Consider the following 15,711-nt stretch of genomic DNA (forward strand, 5'->3'; position numbering starts at 1 on the left):
AGGTCAAATCCTCGTCTGTCAGTGACATCAAGGTAAGCGGGACAGGGCAAATTGAAAGGCAAATGGGATCACATTGCGCACACGGTGGCGCGAGTGTGATCCCTCGTTTGCTAGTGAACGTTCGCCTTGAGGGCAGCGGCGCCGTTGTCGAAGCGGCCGTCGAGGTAGGCTTTCAGAGTTGCTGCCACCCCATCTTCAGCGATCATGCCTGCGGCGTAGCTGAAGGCCTTCAGGAAGGTTTCGTCGGAGGCGAGACTTCCAAAGAGCTCCGGCATTTCGATGCGCGCCGGCTTGCCGGCGTAAACGCCCTGTGCCCAGGCCTTCAGGATGTCGGCATTGTTGTCCTCGATGACATGCGGTTCTCCAGCCTCGTTGTGGCCGAGGCAGTAACGGCACCAAAGGGCCGTTTCGAGGGCAAGGCCGGCCACCGGCAGCCCCTTGTCGAGGCGGTCCTGGATAGAAGGCAGGATAAACTTCGGCTGGCGGTTGGAACCGTCAAGGCAGAGACGGGGGATCGTGTCTCCCACTGCCGGATTGGAGAACCGGTCCATCACGGTGGTGAGATAGGTCTCGAAGCTGACCCCCGGAATTACCGGAACGGTCGGCAGGATCTCGTCTTCTTCCAGCTTTTTCAGGAAAGCGCAGATCAGTGGATCGGCCATGGCGTCATGGACGAAGTAGTGTCCCAGCAGCGCACCCGGATAGGCGATGGTCGCATGGCCGCCATTGAGAATGCGCAATTTCATCAGCTCGTATGGAGCGACGTCCTCGACGAATTCGACGCCGACCTTTTCCAGCGCCGGGCGACCGGCAGGGAAATGATCCTCCAGCACCCATTGGCGGAAGGGTTCACAGACCACAGGGGCCGCATCGGTCAGGCCGAAGCGTTCCTGAACCAGGCCGCGTTCGCGGTCGCCGGTCGCGGGGGTGATGCAGTCCACCATGCCGTTTGGAAAGGCGACGTTGTCGGCAATCCAGCTTCCGGCTTCCGGCGACAAGGCCCTGGCGAAACCGGCAACGGCCTGTTTCGCCATATGGCCGTTTTCGGGCAGGTTGTCGCAAGACATCACGGTAAAGGGTTCAAGGCCTTTGTCGCGGCGGGCCAGCAGGGCGGCGACGAGCACGCCGAACACGGTCTGTGGCTTATCCGGTGAGGCGAGATCCGCCTGGATTTCCGGATGATTGACGTCGAAGCCACCGGTGTTCGGATCAACGAAATAACCGCCTTCGGTGATCGTCAGCGAGACAATGCGGATATCGGCTTCACCAAGGCGAGCGATCAGCGCCTGGGGATCCACGTCAACGAAGTCGATCATGGCGCCACAGACCTGCGCGCTAAGGCCTTCCGGGTCGAGCTCGACCACGGTCGTCAGCCAGTCCTGGGCCTGGAGGCGTTCACGCATGGTCTTGTCGTAGGGCTTGAGGCCCGCGCCGACGATGGCCCAATCACGGCCTTCGCCGAGATCGAACAGCTTGCTCAGGTAGATGGCCTGATGCGCACGATGGAAGTTGCCGACGCCGATGTGAAGGATACCGGGGGTCAGGTCCGACCGGCGATACGCCGGTGCCTTGACAGATTCGGGAAGAGAATTGAGCACAGTTTCACTTAGGTTCTGGGTCATTGGTCAGCTCATCCAGTTGCCGCCATCGACGTTGTAAGTCTGCGATACGATGTAATCCGCGTCTTTCGACGCCAGGAAAACGGCCATGCCGGTGAGATCTTCGGCGGTGCCCATGCGGCCGAAAGGCACCGCGGCTCCGACCGCTGCCTTCTTTTCGCCGGGCTGCAGGCCTTCGTATTTCGCGAACATCGAATCCACATGGTCCCAGTGCTCGCCGTCGACGACGCCGGGGGCGATGGCATTCACGTTGATGCCGTGTTCGATCAGGTTGAGACCTGCCGACTGGGTCAGGCTGATGACCGCTGCCTTGGTGGCGCAATAGATGCCCACCAGCGCTTCACCGCGCCGGCCTGCCTGGCTGGCCATGTTTATGATCTTGCCGCCCTGACCACGCCTGATCATCGACTTTGCCGAGGCCTGCATCATGAACAGGGTTCCGGAAACGTTGATGTCGAACAGGCGCTGGTAGCTGTCGCGGGTGATCTCGACAATCGGTGCCAGATCGAATAGCGCGGCGTTGTTGACCAGGATGTCGAGCCCGCCGGTCTTCTGTTCAACGGCGGCGATGGCAGCATCGATCGACGACTGGTCGGTGACGTCCAACTGAACGGCATAGGCATTCGGACCGATCTCACTGGCCGCCGCTTCTGCGCCGGCCAGGTTGATATCGGCAATCGCCACCTGGGCGCCTTCCTCTGCAAACCGCGCGGCAAAGGCCTTGCCGATGCCCCGGGCCGAACCCGTGATCAGCGCGGATTTTCCTTCAAGTCGGCTCATGCAATCCTCAGGCCCTGGTTGTCGAAGCGGTGGATCTTGTCAGGAGCCGGGGTCAGGTGAACTGTGTCGCCATGGCGGAACCCGATCTCGCCCGAGGAGCGCACGGTAATCGGTTCGTCGACGCCTTCCATATCGACATAAAGGAAGGTGTCGGATCCGAGATGTTCCGAAACGCCGACCTTTCCGACCCATTTGCCGTCGCTTTGCGAGACGGTCAGATGCTCCGGGCGGATACCGATCGTGGCAGCATCGTATTCGGTGGCGAAGGACCCCATCAGGAAGTTCATCTTCGGCGAGCCGATGAAACCGGCCACGAACTTGTTGCGCGGCGTGTGATAAAGCTCCAGCGGCGAGCCGACCTGCTCGATCTTGCCGGCCTGCAGCACCACGATCTTGTCAGCCATGGTCATGGCTTCCACCTGGTCGTGGGTCACGTAGATCATGGTCGTCTTGAGGGACTGGTGCAGTTCGGAGATTTCGAGCCGCATGTTGACACGCAGCGCCGCATCCAGGTTCGACAGGGGTTCGTCGAACAGGAAGGCGGCCGGTTCGCGCACGATGGCGCGGCCGATGGCAACACGCTGGCGCTGACCGCCGGAAAGCTGACCCGGGCGACGGTCCAGGTAATCCGTCAGGTTTAGCACCTTGGCGGCTGCGGTCACCTTGGCGTCCTGCGCCGCCTTGTCGATGCCGGCCATGCGCAGCGGGAAGGCGATGTTCTTGCGCACCGACATGTGCGGATAGAGCGCGTAGGACTGGAACACCATGGCAAGGCCACGTTTTGCCGGCGGCACTTCGGTGGCGTTCTTGCCGTCGATGGTGATGTCACCGGACGAGACATCCTCCAGGCCTGCAATGAGACGCAGGAGCGTGGACTTGCCGCAGCCGGACGGACCGACGAACACCACGAACTCGCCGTCGTTGATCTGCAGGTCCAGTGGCGGGATAACCTGAACGTCGCCGAAGCTCTTGGTAATCTGGTTGAGGGTTATCTGACCCATGTTCAGGTCTCCTATTTAACCGCGCCGAAGGTCAGGCCGCGTACGAGCTGCTTCTGGCTGAACCAGCCGATGATGAGGATCGGGGCGATCGCCATCGTCGAGGCAGCGCTCAGTTTTGCGTAGAACAGGCCTTCCGGGCTGGAATAGCTGGCAATGAAAGCGGTGAGGGGGGCGGCGTCGACCGCCGTTAGGTTCAAGGTCCAGAACGCTTCGTTCCAGGACAGGATGATGTTCAGTAGCAGGGTCGAGGCAATGCCGGGCACCGCCATGGGTGTCAGCACGTAGATGATCTCGGACCACAGCTCCGCACCGTCCATCCGCGCGGCTTCCAGGATCTCGCCCGGAATTTCGCGGAAGTAGGTGAACAGCATCCAGACGATGATCGGCAGGTTGATGAGGGTAAGCACCATCACGAGGCCGACACGCGTGTCGAGGAGACCGGTATCCCGGAACAGGAGATAGATCGGGATCAGCACACCCACCGGCGGAAGCATCTTGGTGGACAGCATCCACATCAGGACGTCCTTGGTGCGCTTGCCCGGCACGAAGGCCATGGACCAGGCCGCCGGTATCGCGATCAGCAGACCCAGAAGGGTGGAGCCGAAGGAAATGATGACCGAGTTGGAGAAGTGCCGGAAATAGTCCGAACGCTCCTGGACCGTGCTGTAGTTTTCCAGCGTCCAGTCGAAAAACAGGAAGCTAGGAGGAGACGCAATGGCTTCCGCTTCCGTCTTGAAGCTGGTCAGCACGGTCCACAGGATCGGGAAGAAGATGGCGATGCCGACGGCCCACGCACATACGGTGACGAGAGCCTTGCGGCGGTTGGAGACTGCGCGCGCCATGGGTCAGGCCTCCAGGTTCTTGCCGATCATCCGCATCAGGAAGATCGCAACGATGTTGGCGAGGATAATGGCGACCACACCGCCGGCCGATCCGCCGCCGACGTCGAACTGCAGCAGCGACTGGGCGTAGATCAGGTAGGTGAGGTTGGTCGAGGCATAGCCCGGACCGCCATTGGTGGTGACGAGAATTTCCGCGAAGACCGACAGCAGGAAGATCGTCTGGATCAGGATCACGACGGTGATCGAACGCGCCAGGTGCGGCACCATGATGAACACGAAGCGGTTCAGGAAATTGGCGCCGTCCATTTCGGCCGCTTCCAGCTGTTCGCTGTCCAGCGATTGCAGGGCGGTAAGCAGAATGAGCGTCGCAAAGGGCAACCACTGCCAGGCGACGATCAGGATGATCGAAAACAGCGGTGCATGCGAAAGAAAGTCGAACGGTTGCAGCCCCAGAAACTTCGCAAAGTATGCGAACAGGCCGTTGACCGGGTTCATGAACATGTTCTTCCACACCAGCGCGGAGACGGTGGGCATGACGAAGAACGGGGCAATCACCAGAATGCGCACGATCCCCTGGCCCCAGAAGGGCTGGTCGAGCAGCAGGGCCAACAGCACGCCGCCGACAATGGTGATGAGAAGGACGCCGCCAACGAGCAGCAGGGTGTTCTTCAGCGCTGCAAAGAAAGCCGGATCGGTGAGGAAGAACTCGTAGTTGGTCCAGCCGGTCCACTCTTCCATTCCCGGAATGAGCAGGTTGTAGCGCAGGAAAGAGAAATAGAGGGTCATCGAGAGCGGGATGATCATCCAACCCAGCAGCAGCAGAACTGCCGGAGAGATCATCAAACGGGCCGCCGCCCGTGAATGTTGGGTAGCCATGATGCGACCTTTGCTCGGTCAGAGCCAGAGCTCACGCGGAACAGAAAGGAGGAGACCGGCGGGACGGGCAGGCACCCGCCGGTCCGCGAAGGCTTCTACTTGAGGTAACCGGCCTTCTTCATTTCGCGTTCAGCGGTCGCCTGGGCAGCAGCCAGTGCAGCGTCCGCATCCATCGAGCCAGCAAGAGCTGCCGAGAATGCCTGGCCGACAACGGTTGCCATGCCCTGGAATTCCGGAATGGCGACGAACTGCACGCCGACATACGGAACCGGATCGACGGTCGGATTCTGCGGATCAGCAGAGTTGATGCTGTCCAGCGTCATCTTTGCGAACGGAACTTTCTGGTATTCCGGGTTCTCATAAAGAGACGTACGGGTTCCCGGGGGAACGTTCGCCCAGCCTTCTTCGGCTGCAACCAGCTCCAGGTATTCCTTGGAAGTCGCCCACTCGATGAACTTCTTCGCAGCAGCTTCCTTCTGGGTGCCGGCCGGAATGGCCAGCGACCATGCCCAGAGCCAGTTCCCGCGTTTGCCGAGGCCCTTGTCCGGTGCCAGAGCAAAGCCGACCTTGTCAGCAACCTGGCTGTCCTTCGGGTTGGTCACGAAGGAGGCTGCCACGGTGGCGTCGATCCACATGCCGCACTTGCCGGTCTGGAACAGGGCCAGGTTTTCGTTGAAGCCGTTGGAAGAAGCGCCCGGAGGGCCTGCTTCGTTCATCACGTCGAGATAGGTGGTAAGAGCTTCTTTCCATTGCGGCGTGTCGAACTGCGGCTTCCAGTCCATGTCGAACCAGCGGGCGCCGTAAGAGTTCGCCATGGCCGTCAGGAACGCCATGTTTTCACCCCAGCCGGCCTTGCCGCGCAGGCAGATGCCGTAGACTTCGTTTTCCTTGTCCGTCATTGCCTTGGCGGCTTCGACGATAAAGTCCCAGGTCGGGGCTTCCGGCATTTCCAGGCCGGCTTTTTCCATCAGGTCCTTGCGGTACATGACCATGGAGCTTTCGCCGTAGAACGGTGCCGCATAGAGCTCGCCGTCAACGGTCAGGCCGCCACGGATGGCCGGCAGGATGTCGTCCGCGTCGTAGCTTTCCGGCAGGTCGTTCAGGGAAACGAGCCAGCCCTGCTTGCCCCAGATCGGAACTTCATAGGTGCCGATGGTCATGACGTCGAACTGACCGCCCTTGGTGGCGACGTCAGTGGTGACGCGCTGGCGGAGAACGTTCTCCTCCATGGTCAGCCATTTGACTTCGATGTCAGGGTTCTTGTCGGTGAAGTCCTTCGTCAGACCCTGCATGCGGATCATGTCGCCGTTGTTCACGGTCGCGATGGTGATTGTTTCTGCAGATGCGGATGCGCACAGAGCCGCCATTGCACATGCGCTGAGGAGCGCACGGGTATGAAATGCCATATTTTCCTCCCAAGCGAGATTGGGCATTTGCCATTCTTGCGGGCAAATATTCGCTCCAATTCCCACCCCGAGTCAAGATGTGAATCGCCTAAAACAAAAAAGGCTTCTCGCTGCACTGCGAAAAGCCTTTAAAATACATATAGTTATTTATATTGGGAAATCGCTCAGAGCTTGAGCAATTGCTCAGCCGTCGTCTCGTTGGTGATCAGGCAATTGACAAATTTGCCGTTCAACGCTCCCAGCATGGCCGGCACCTTGCCGTCGCCCGCCGCAATTCCGTAGACCGGTTTCTCTCCGGCCGGCAGCAGGGGGGCACTGGCTACCAGGTCATTGGTAAGTCCTTCGACCAGCGCGCCTTTTCGGTCGTAGACCCAGCTCGTGATCTCGCCGATGGCACCGGCTTTCTCCAGTGCGCGCATTTCGTCGTGACTGACGAATCCGTCGACCGTCAATGGTGCAGTCGGTCCCATGTTGCCGATACCCACGAAAGTAACGTCCGCCTGCCGGATGAGATCGAGGATATTGTGCACCGCTTCCTGGTTATGCAGCAGTTGCAGTTCCTCGCGGGAGCGGGCGAATACGGGCAGAGGCATCGGGTAGTGCCGGGCATTGATGCGGTCGGCAAGCCGGATGATGACGTTATAGGCCGAGGCCGAGCCGTCCGACATCATGTTGCCCAGAAGCGAGACGATGCGGTGCTGCGGACAATCCATCATCGGCAATTGATCCACCGAAGCGCGCAAGGTGCGGCCCGTGCCGTAGGCGATGATCTTGGGTTTCTGGGAGCGGAAATGACGTTCCATCTCGGTGGCGGCCGCCTGGGCAATGCCAACCGTGGAGGACGGGGCGTCCGGGTCGCTGGGGACCACTTCGCAGCTCTGCAGGCCGAAGCGTTCCGTCAGGCGGGTGCTCAGTTCCATGCAGTTGGCGATCGGGTGGTCGAGCCGCACCTTGATCAGCCGTTCACTGACTGCAAGCGAAACCAGCCGCTGTGCCGATTGGCGGGATACGCCGAGCTTGCGGGCGATCTCGTCCTGGGTGTTGCCGGCAACATAGTATAACCAGCCGGCGCGGGCGGCGTCATCGAGACGGGATGCCTCGGCAGGAATTTTCTGTTTCATCTTAGTTGCCGTTGTTCTTCAGATCCGGCCTAAGCTGAAAGAATTCGCCGAAAGATGCAAACAGTTGCGCGGCACCCGCCGTGGCAGTCGCCGAATTCAGAAGTCCGGCAAGGTGCGAACCGCCAATGAAACGGTAGACTTCCATACCGGCGGCAAGCCCTGCCTTGATGCCGTTTTCGCTGTCCTCGATCACCAGGCAGCGCTCCGGTGCGACGCCATGTTTTTCCGCTGCCAGCAGGAACAGGTCCGGCGCGGGTTTGCCGTGAGCGACTTCGGAAGCCGTGGTGGTACGGCCGGCAAAGAGATCCGTCAGCCCGGTTATCTCCAGCGATCTGGCGAGCCGCGGCGGGCTGGAACTGGTCGCAAGGCAATAGTCCACGCCAAGGTTCTCGATCACCTCCCGCACGCCGTCGATCGGTCTGAGCTCCGCTTCAAAGGCGCTGAGAAGGCTTGCCCGGTAGGCGGTTTCGAATTCCGGCGGCAGGTCGACACCGAATTCCTTGCGGATCTGCTGCAGGACAACCGGATAGCTTCGACCCAGGAAATGGTGAGCGACGTAGTCCATGGTGATGTGGACGTTCCGCGTCGCGAGTTCAGCCACCAGCATGCGCGCGCTGATGACTTCGCTGTCGATGAGAACACCGTCGCAGTCGAAGATGACTAGGTCGATTGGCTGATTCAAACTCGGGGTTCCTGCCGATTGGAAGGTTAAAACGAACGACCTCATCCTGAGGAGGCGCGCAAGCGTCGTCTCGAAGGATGGGCCGCTTGCTCAGGAGTATGAAGCCCATCCTTCGAGACGGACCTGGCGGTCCTCCTCAGGATGAGGGCGGTGCAGAGAGCACGGCCGACAGAGAGGCATGCCGTTCCGGTCCCGTCAACCGAACCAGCGTTTCAGCCATCGGCGGAAGCCGCTCGTGGCTTCACTAGCGCGACGATGGGCGCTGGCGCGGGCCTGCTCGGCGCTATCGCCGACATCGTCCATGAAGTCGTCGATACCGTCGACTACCGGGTCGATCCGGCGTTTCTTGAAGGCGTTGACGGTCTTGATGACCAGATAGGCGAGAGCGACAAGCACCACGACGAACAGGATATTGAACCAGGGGATCAGGAAGACATCCGGCCCGGAGACAACCTCGATGCTGATGGCATTGGGAAAGATCGTGAACAGCTCCACACGCCAGCCATAGTGGGTGACGGCGATCCAGACATCATCGCTTTTCTTGGCCAGATCCTGCGCCTGGGCGGTGATGTTGCTGCTGTCGAACTTGAAATAGGGCGGCCAGCCCCAATCGGTGTCTTCGTTGCGGTAGACCCTTGGCTTGCCGTTCGGCCAGACCGTGTTGATGAAGCGGACGTCCCTTGTCCAGTTCTTGTTGGTACCTGCATCGGGGGCGGCCCAGAAGAGCGACGAAGCGCCGATGTCCATGCGCTTCACGTCGGTGCCGACGATGCGAACCACATCACGTCCCGGCAACGTGTAATGGAGGAAGGCGACAAGGATCAGCAGGAGCGGAATGCCGATTATCCATTTGATCCACTTCATCGTGCGCCGTCCTCACCGTCTTGTTCCTCGGGGATTGCACCCCACGGCCCCATGTTCCTGCCGAAGCCGTAGTCGGCCTGGTCTTCTTCCACCATGGCGGCCTCCGGTCCGAACAGCTCCAGCCGCGTGCCGACCTTGTCGACCATATATTCTTCCGCAAGGAACTGGGCCGCGTAGTTCTTCTTGGCCTCACCCCAGCTTCGGTAATGACCGTAGAATGCGTCCTTGTGACAAATGAAAAGCTGGCGGAAGTCAAGCGGCGTCAATTCGGCCAGCAGCATGTTGACCAGGTTCTTGTCGCGGTGATTGCGCGAGCGAAGCAGGTAGAAATAGGCTGCGTTTTCCGGTTCGACCCACAGCTTGTCGTCTTTCAGCTCCAGCCTGTGCACGATGTCGTTGAGGGCGTGATATTCCGCGGGGAGCTGCTGGTGATACTTGCGTCTCAAAGCGCGCAGATCGCGCCGCGAGACGTCCGACAGATCCTCGCCCTGGCTGGCGGCCGTGTCGATGACGATGAAGTCCAGTTTCTGTTTCAAAAGGCTCTTGGCGACGCTGCCGCCTGCATCGAGGATAGGCTCCACCAACTGGTTTCGATTGAGGAAATCGGCCACCTCGTAGCGGTCTTCCAGGCTGAAGAGGTGCTTCACGGGCAGGTCGACGACAATGTCCATGCGCCTGGAGGCGATGCATGCGGTTTCCTTCACATCGCGAAAGATGTAGAGGCCGCCGAAATGGGAGGTATGGAAATTTCCCTGCTCATAGCTTTTCGAACTGATCGCCAAGGGGGTGCGGATGATGTCGCCGGTGTGCTTGGAAAGCTCGATCATGTCCGCGATCAGCACATCGTCCCACCAGCCGTCGGGCTCGCTCATGAAGGCTTCGATCTTGTCGGCCAGTTCGTCACCTGCTTCGGAATGCCCGCCGACGGTGTCCGCCTCCACCTCGATCGCCCTGATATAAAACAGGTCCTGCGGCGAGGTGATGGAATAGATCGAGTTGACCAGTTCACCGACGACGCAATCGCGGATCGAAAGCGCAAAGAGCTGTTCCTCATTGTCCTCGATGAAGCGTTTCAGGATCGAACGCGACGTGGAGAACCGCGCGTTCAACAACGGTGCGGTCTTCTGTTCGATCGACAGCAGAATGAACTGCCGATTGCAGCCGTGCGGATTGAGGTAGTGGATGTCGTCCAGTTCATCGCCGATCTCCGGGGAAAATCCGGAGATGTCGACGTGAAAGGCCTCGAGCGCCGTTCGCTTGCCGGTCAGGTGCTCCAGCGCGCGGTTGTAGCGGGCCACCATGGACGGTGCGGAGACCTCGTAGAGGTTACCGAACATCAAGCCATGTTTGACGAGCCTCATCATATGCGCGTGATTTCCATGTAGCGGCGCTTGGCTTCTTCCATGCGCTGCATCTCGCGCACGGCATTCTCGATGGCAACCTCGTCCGACTTGTCCGCATAGCGGAATTCGCTGTCCGCGTAGCGGTTGATTTCCTGGATGACCATATCGACGGTGATCGGCTGCGCCAGGTCGGCGATCATCGCCTTCTTGGTCTCGTAGTCCTTGAACAGGAATAGTTCCGGATCTTCCATCCAGGCATCCGGCAATTCGAAGTCCATCGCCCGCACTTTCACGGCATCGGTGATGTTCTTGATCGCCCGGCCGGTGAAACGTTCGTCCGCTTGCTGGATGGCCTTCAGGTAGGTACCGAGCTTGGCGATCGTGTCCAGGTCACCGATTTCAGCCCGTACGTTGTCGAACACCTTTGTCAGCGCATCTTCCTGTGGCCGGGAGTGACGCTCGTAGGACGCCGCAACGGCCTTCTTCAGGGCCTGGGCCTCGAAAAGATCATGGTCGCCGACTGGAATCGAGTGGTTCTTGCCCATCAGCAGATGCAGGATGTCGATGTAGTCCTCGCGGCTTTGCGGGCCGTCGACCAGGAAGCGGGCACCGGCGCGCTGACGCAGGGCGTCATCGACGTTCTCCGGATAGTTGGAGAACATGCCGAACGTGCAGTTGCCGCGCACCACCGTGTTGGCACCGGCAAAGCTCTCCATCAGGACCGCTGTAATTTCCAGCTGTCCGGCGGAGGACTGGCGATCGCCGCGCTTGCCGGCAAGCTGGTCTATGTCGTCGATGGTGCCGAAACCGATCACATTCGGGTCGGTGACATTGCGGATGAAGGCCTTGGCATTCTGGGCAGACTTGCCCTGGTAGCTGTCGATGCTTTCCGTGGAGAGGTTCTGATAGCGGAACGGATAGCCGGCGACCTGACAATAGTCGTTGACCATGCCGGCCATCATCTGGATCAGGGTTGTCTTGCCGGTGCCCGGTTTGCCGTCGCCCATGAAGGTGAAGATGAAGCCGCCGAGTTCCGCGAACGGGTTGAGCTTGCGGTCGAAATCGTAGGCCATCAGCATCTTGGCAAGCTTCATCGCCTGGTATTTGGCGATGTGGTTGCCGACGACTTCTTCCGGCTTCTTGAACGCCATGGCGAGCGTGGTCGAGTGCGCGCGTGCGGAAGGCGTGAAGCCGGTGATCTCGAAATTGTCCGCTTCCACGCGGTAACGGCTTTCCGAGAATGCCTGCAGCACGCTGACGCCTTCCGCGCGAAGTGTCACCTTTTCCATCAGCTGTTCGCAGAAGGACGTCACCAGGCCGATCAACTGGGCATCGGTTTCAATCGCGGCGGCGGCAATTTCCTGGTCCAGCTCCCAGAGAACACCATGAAGGGCGAGCTGGTCGTTGTCGAAAAGGATTTCCTCGACGTCGCGGCACTGGACTTCGGTTTCACCGGTTTCGGCTGAGAGCCCCGACAGGAGGAAGTCCGTCATGTTGGCAAAGACGTGCAGCGCAATCATGGCCGTTGCCGACAGAAGATCCTGGAACCGCATCTTCTGCGAGGCGTCCAGCGTTCCGGCAAGATTGGCGCGCTTTAGCTCGGCAAGGCCGGTCTGGTCGGCAAACTGGTCGGACGCCACCTGGGCGACAGCCAGCGCCCGGCGCAGGGACCGCAGAACGCTCGCCTGAAGCGGGGTGGTCAGAGCATCGTCGTCGCATTCCAGAATGCGGTTTGAAAGTTGCACACCTTCGGGACGGGCCGTGGAGCGCGTGACGAGGCCGGGCGTCGTGGAGCGGAACCGCCGGCGGGCGCCGAGGCCGGGCGAACGGTCCTGTGCAACGGGTGCATCCGACTTCTTGGCGATACGCGGGGTGTGGTCGAAGCCCTGGAGCATTGCTTCCGCAAAGGCGTATTTCTCGCGGATCTTGTCTTCTTTCAGTTCCATGAGGTCGTTGGAAAGGGTCACGCGAAAAACCTATTTGTAACTGAGGATCTTGCCCGAAGGGCTGACGACATACTTGCGGATATTGGCGAAGCCCGGCGGGTTTCGCTCTTCCAGAATTTGGTAAGGCCGCTGCGGCAGGATCAGCGACCGCTGCTGGTGTGTATGGCCTGCGACTTCCTGTGACGCCGGATTGTGTGCCGACAGCGGATCGAGTTGGTAGATCTGCCGCTCGACAGACGAAAAGAAGCCTGCGGATTCGAACTCGGAGCCGGAGGCGACCAGGGTTTCGGTCGTCCAGGCCAGGGCCCAGTCTTCCCCAGGGCGACCGGTGGCTTCGGCAAGGACGTCGCGTAGCGGACCGGACTGTTGGGTAAAGGTGTGGCTGTACATCGGCCCCAGAAAGAACCGGCGCAGGCGCTTGGGATGCAGGTCATCGAAGTCGCGGTCGAAGCCGCGGGCGATGGTCACCAGCTTCAGGGACGCCGAGGATTGGGCGGTCAGATGGCTCTGGACGCGCGGCCAGCGGCGCTCGTCCTTGGCCAGAGGCCACTTGCCGCTGTCTTCCAGGTCGAGAATGTAGATCAGCGGAATGTTCTGCTGACTGTCATAGACGGCCCAATGCAGCCTGTAGAGGCGGCGGTTGTCGACGACGTTGCCCATCCAGGCCAGACGTGGATCGTTCCGTGCCCAGAACAGGTCGCCCTTGGCGAGCTCTTCGTAATACTGGCGCTGCGAGGCGGCAAACTGCAGGTTGGTCGGCGAGGACTGTTCACGCAGGATATGGTTGACCATCTCCAGCTTGAGTTCGCGCATTGCCGGCAGCGACCGTAAATGCTTGTCCGCCTGCATGGCGTCGTTCGCCATCTGCAGCAGCTCCTGATAGATCGGGAAGCCGCTGTCCTGACGGTCGATGTTCAGAAGCGAGGGCAGCATGTCCGACACGCGGCCCGCCAGCAGATATTTGTAGGAAAGCGCCGTGAAGGTTCCCGACAGCGCTTCCAGGTACTCTTTCAGAACCGGTATTTCCGAAGCGAGCGCGGTGTTCTCGTTGATGACGCTTTCCGCCACCCCTTGCAAATGCGAGATGATCCGCTCGAACTTGGCGAAGTAGCGCCGTGTTTCATGCGCTTCTTCCAGGGTTCTGTGGTCCAGGGTCAGATCCACGGTTCAGACCCTCAGGCCCCGTACGTGTTCTTGTCGTGCTTCTCGACGATCTGCTGGAACCGGCGCGCGAAACGCTCGTCCGACTTGGCCTTTTCCTCCAGCACCTTGCGGGCGAACACCATGTGGTCCTCATGGGCTTCCATCATGTCGGCCATGCGCTGGTTGGTTGCCGAGCCGATGGCGGCCATGGCGGACTGGGCTTCCTTGTCGGTGGCCACGCCGATCTCGTTGATCTTGTGGGCGATATCCTGCTGCTGGGCCGTCTTGAGGGATTTCACAAGCGCATCGTAAAGCACGACGCGCTGTTTTGTGTCCGTCTGCAGCTTGTTGATCAGCACCATCTGGGTGGCCGCCTGGTTCTGAAGGCTGTCGACCCAGGTCTTGCCCTTTTCGATGTAGCGTTCCAGCGTCTGGCTCTCGGCCAGCTTGACCTGCTCTTCCTGGGCCAGGCGGTTGTATTCGGCATTCATCTCCGCCAGCTGGCTCTCCAGCTTGGTGCGCTCGGAGGCATCGGTCTCCACGGAAATCTTGTTTTCCAGAGCAATCACATCCGGATCCATGGCCACAAGCTTGGCCTTGATTTCTTCCAGGGTGCCGACTGTCTGTTCGCGCTGGCTCAGCGTTTCGCTGAGGTTGGTTTCCACGCGCTGGGAATGTTCGTTCAGCGTGTTGAGCTGTTCCTGCAGCAGCTGTCCGATGACATTGGACTTGGTGATCAGGTCCTGAAGCTTGTCGTCGATGCTGGCGGAGCGCATGCGTTCCTGGCGGATGCTGTCGGAGCGCTGCTTGGAAAAGATGCCGATGAAGCTTTCCCATCCGGTCTTCGTGCGCATGGCATCGAAGTCCTTGGAGAAGGTCGCGGTAACATCGTCAAGACCCATGATGAGCTCGGCGATGTTGGCGCCCATGAGCTCGGTGTGCTTGTGAACATCGTCCAGGGACGCGTTCTCGATGTCGATGGAAATGTCCTGCCCGGTGTCCAGCTTGGACTTCGCGGTTTCGATCTTCGAGGTCAGCTCGTCGATCTTCTGCCTCGCGGCGGCAACTTCCTTTTTCGACTTTTCAATCTGAGCGCTGAAATCCGCCATGGGCCCCTTCCGGATAAAAATTTTTCAAAGTGATTCTTATTTAGCAAGTCTTCTTGGAAATACAATTACAACGCGCTTGCCGAAACGTCATGGTTCCACATGCTTGCGGCGTGTTTCGTGGACGGCGTGAAGCTGCTCAGTCTTGAAGACGGCCGGGAAAGCCGATGCTGGATGCCCGTTGTACCCGCAGCCAGAGTTGTCCGTCGAAGGCCTTCCTGTCTAGAAAATCCACACGAAGTCCGAGACTGGTGCACTCGGTGTCGATCCAGGACTTGCTGTGGCGAACGATCCCCGGTTCATCGGAAACATGGCTGGTGCCGACCCATGCTGTGCCGTTGTAGTCCTCTTCCGGGGACCTCGCAGGGAGATAGGAAACGAGGAAAACCGCATTCTCGCTCGAGTTCTGGAGAAAACCCTCCAGCATCGTGCGGATATGAGACTTGCTGCAATGGGTCCAGATGGACCCCGCCAGAACCATGTCGAACTTTTTACCGAACACGAACAGGTCGAATTCGGCATTGTGGTCGAAACGCGGCTGTCTTTGTCGAAGGACCTGATCATCAAACAACAGATCAAGTCCCCAACGCACCCTGTCGCGGTGCGGTTCGATACCACAGTAGTTTCGCTCTCCAAGAAAGGGAATCAGCCAGTAGGCGGTCCGCAGACAACCGCAGCCGATTTCCAGCAGGCTCGTTTCCGGCGACAAGCCTTCGCGCAGGAGCTCTGCGAACTGACGTCTGCCACCTTCATCGAAGGTCTGGGTCGGCACGCCAAGAAATCCGTGGTCGAGCGCCATCTTCTCGCCAAGGCGCTGGACGTTTGTCTTTTCCTGATCCGATGCTGTCTTCATTGCCCTGTCTGTCTGCCCGCAACACGTTCCGTGTGAAGGTGTCAGGTCTCGCGGTTCGTGGTGTTTTTCCTGTCTGCACAGGACGGGAACGGGCATGTGGACTACCGCGAAACAGCACCTGCGGCAAAG

At 59.8% G+C, this 15,711-nt stretch carries 14 protein-coding genes; all 14 read right to left on the reverse strand.

Annotated elements, in window-relative coordinates; all coding sequences use genetic code 11:
• Positions 1-110: 110 nt before the first annotated feature.
• Entirely contained in the window at positions 111-1,622 is a 1,512-nt protein-coding gene (locus tag FIV05_RS12125) for a mannitol dehydrogenase family protein (RefSeq protein ID WP_152509714.1), read from the reverse strand.
• Between the two features lie 3 nt (positions 1,623-1,625).
• Entirely contained in the window at positions 1,626-2,399 is a 774-nt protein-coding gene (locus tag FIV05_RS12130; protein ID WP_152509715.1) for an L-iditol 2-dehydrogenase, read from the reverse strand.
• Positions 2,396-3,400 carry an ABC transporter ATP-binding protein gene (locus FIV05_RS12135; RefSeq protein ID WP_152509716.1) on the reverse strand — a complete coding sequence of 335 codons (1,005 nt, stop codon included), beginning with the start codon at positions 3,398-3,400 and terminating at the stop codon, positions 2,396-2,398. Before FIV05_RS12135 ends, FIV05_RS12130 begins: the two co-directional genes overlap by 4 nt.
• An 11-nt stretch (positions 3,401-3,411) precedes the next feature.
• Positions 3,412-4,242, reverse strand: coding sequence for a carbohydrate ABC transporter permease (locus FIV05_RS12140; RefSeq protein ID WP_023003159.1), 831 nt, complete (start codon positions 4,240-4,242; stop codon positions 3,412-3,414).
• 3 nt (positions 4,243-4,245) lie between these two features.
• Complete coding sequence (locus FIV05_RS12145) at positions 4,246-5,118, reverse strand: sugar ABC transporter permease (protein ID WP_031270353.1); 873 nt, start codon at positions 5,116-5,118, stop codon at positions 4,246-4,248.
• A 95-nt stretch (positions 5,119-5,213) separates the two neighbouring features.
• Entirely contained in the window at positions 5,214-6,485 is a 1,272-nt protein-coding gene (locus FIV05_RS12150) for a sugar ABC transporter substrate-binding protein (protein WP_208992187.1), read from the reverse strand.
• 203 nt (positions 6,486-6,688) lie between these two features.
• Entirely contained in the window at positions 6,689-7,645 is a 957-nt protein-coding gene (locus FIV05_RS12155) for a sugar-binding transcriptional regulator (protein ID WP_023003162.1), read from the reverse strand.
• A 1-nt stretch (position 7,646) separates the two neighbouring features.
• Positions 7,647-8,327, reverse strand: a complete 681-nt coding sequence (locus FIV05_RS12160; protein WP_208984234.1) for an HAD family hydrolase — start codon at positions 8,325-8,327, stop codon at positions 7,647-7,649.
• Between the two features lie 195 nt (positions 8,328-8,522).
• On the reverse strand, positions 8,523-9,191 hold the full coding sequence (locus FIV05_RS12165) for a DUF1523 family protein (protein WP_152509717.1): 669 nt from the start codon (positions 9,189-9,191) through the stop codon (positions 8,523-8,525).
• Complete coding sequence (locus tag FIV05_RS12170; protein ID WP_152509718.1) at positions 9,188-10,555, reverse strand: DUF6638 family protein; 1,368 nt, start codon at positions 10,553-10,555, stop codon at positions 9,188-9,190. The genes FIV05_RS12165 and FIV05_RS12170 overlap by 4 nt, the downstream gene beginning before the upstream one ends.
• Positions 10,552-12,501 (reverse strand): ATP-binding protein, encoded by a 1,950-nt coding sequence (locus FIV05_RS12175; protein ID WP_152509719.1) that lies wholly within the window; start codon positions 12,499-12,501, stop codon positions 10,552-10,554. The genes FIV05_RS12170 and FIV05_RS12175 overlap by 4 nt, the downstream gene beginning before the upstream one ends.
• Positions 12,502-12,510: 9 nt before the next feature.
• A complete protein-coding gene (locus FIV05_RS12180) occupies positions 12,511-13,644 on the reverse strand; it encodes a hypothetical protein (RefSeq protein ID WP_152509720.1) in 1,134 nt (377 codons plus the stop codon).
• Positions 13,645-13,655: 11 nt separating this feature from the next.
• Entirely contained in the window at positions 13,656-14,732 is a 1,077-nt protein-coding gene (locus FIV05_RS12185; protein ID WP_152509721.1) for a hypothetical protein, read from the reverse strand.
• A 136-nt stretch (positions 14,733-14,868) separates the two neighbouring features.
• Positions 14,869-15,582, reverse strand: coding sequence for a hypothetical protein (locus tag FIV05_RS12190; protein WP_152509722.1), 714 nt, complete (start codon positions 15,580-15,582; stop codon positions 14,869-14,871).
• Between the last annotated feature and the right edge of the window lie 129 nt (positions 15,583-15,711).

The organism is Labrenzia sp. THAF191a, from assembly GCF_009363335.1.
Taxonomy (GTDB): Bacteria; Pseudomonadota; Alphaproteobacteria; order Rhizobiales; family Stappiaceae; genus Roseibium; species Roseibium algicola.

Excerpts from the sequence above, each read along its gene's own strand:
- FIV05_RS12125 (WP_152509714.1), bottom strand. The coding sequence starts at position 1,622 with ATGACCCAGAACCTAAGTGAAACTGTGCTCAATTCTCTTCCCGAATCT.
- FIV05_RS12130 (WP_152509715.1), bottom strand. The coding sequence starts at position 2,399 with ATGAGCCGACTTGAAGGAAAATCCGCGCTGATCACGGGTTCGGCCCGG.
- FIV05_RS12135 (WP_152509716.1), bottom strand. The coding sequence starts at position 3,400 with ATGGGTCAGATAACCCTCAACCAGATTACCAAGAGCTTCGGCGACGTT.
- FIV05_RS12140 (WP_023003159.1), bottom strand. The coding sequence starts at position 4,242 with ATGGCGCGCGCAGTCTCCAACCGCCGCAAGGCTCTCGTCACCGTATGT.
- FIV05_RS12145 (WP_031270353.1), bottom strand. The coding sequence starts at position 5,118 with ATGGCTACCCAACATTCACGGGCGGCGGCCCGTTTGATGATCTCTCCG.
- FIV05_RS12150 (WP_208992187.1), bottom strand. The coding sequence starts at position 6,485 with ATGGCGGCTCTGTGCGCATCCGCATCTGCAGAAACAATCACCATCGCG.
- FIV05_RS12155 (WP_023003162.1), bottom strand. The coding sequence starts at position 7,645 with ATGAAACAGAAAATTCCTGCCGAGGCATCCCGTCTCGATGACGCCGCC.
- FIV05_RS12165 (WP_152509717.1), bottom strand. The coding sequence starts at position 9,191 with ATGAAGTGGATCAAATGGATAATCGGCATTCCGCTCCTGCTGATCCTT.
- FIV05_RS12170 (WP_152509718.1), bottom strand. The coding sequence starts at position 10,555 with ATGATGAGGCTCGTCAAACATGGCTTGATGTTCGGTAACCTCTACGAG.
- FIV05_RS12185 (WP_152509721.1), bottom strand. The coding sequence starts at position 14,732 with ATGGCGGATTTCAGCGCTCAGATTGAAAAGTCGAAAAAGGAAGTTGCC.
- FIV05_RS12190 (WP_152509722.1), bottom strand. The coding sequence starts at position 15,582 with ATGAAGACAGCATCGGATCAGGAAAAGACAAACGTCCAGCGCCTTGGC.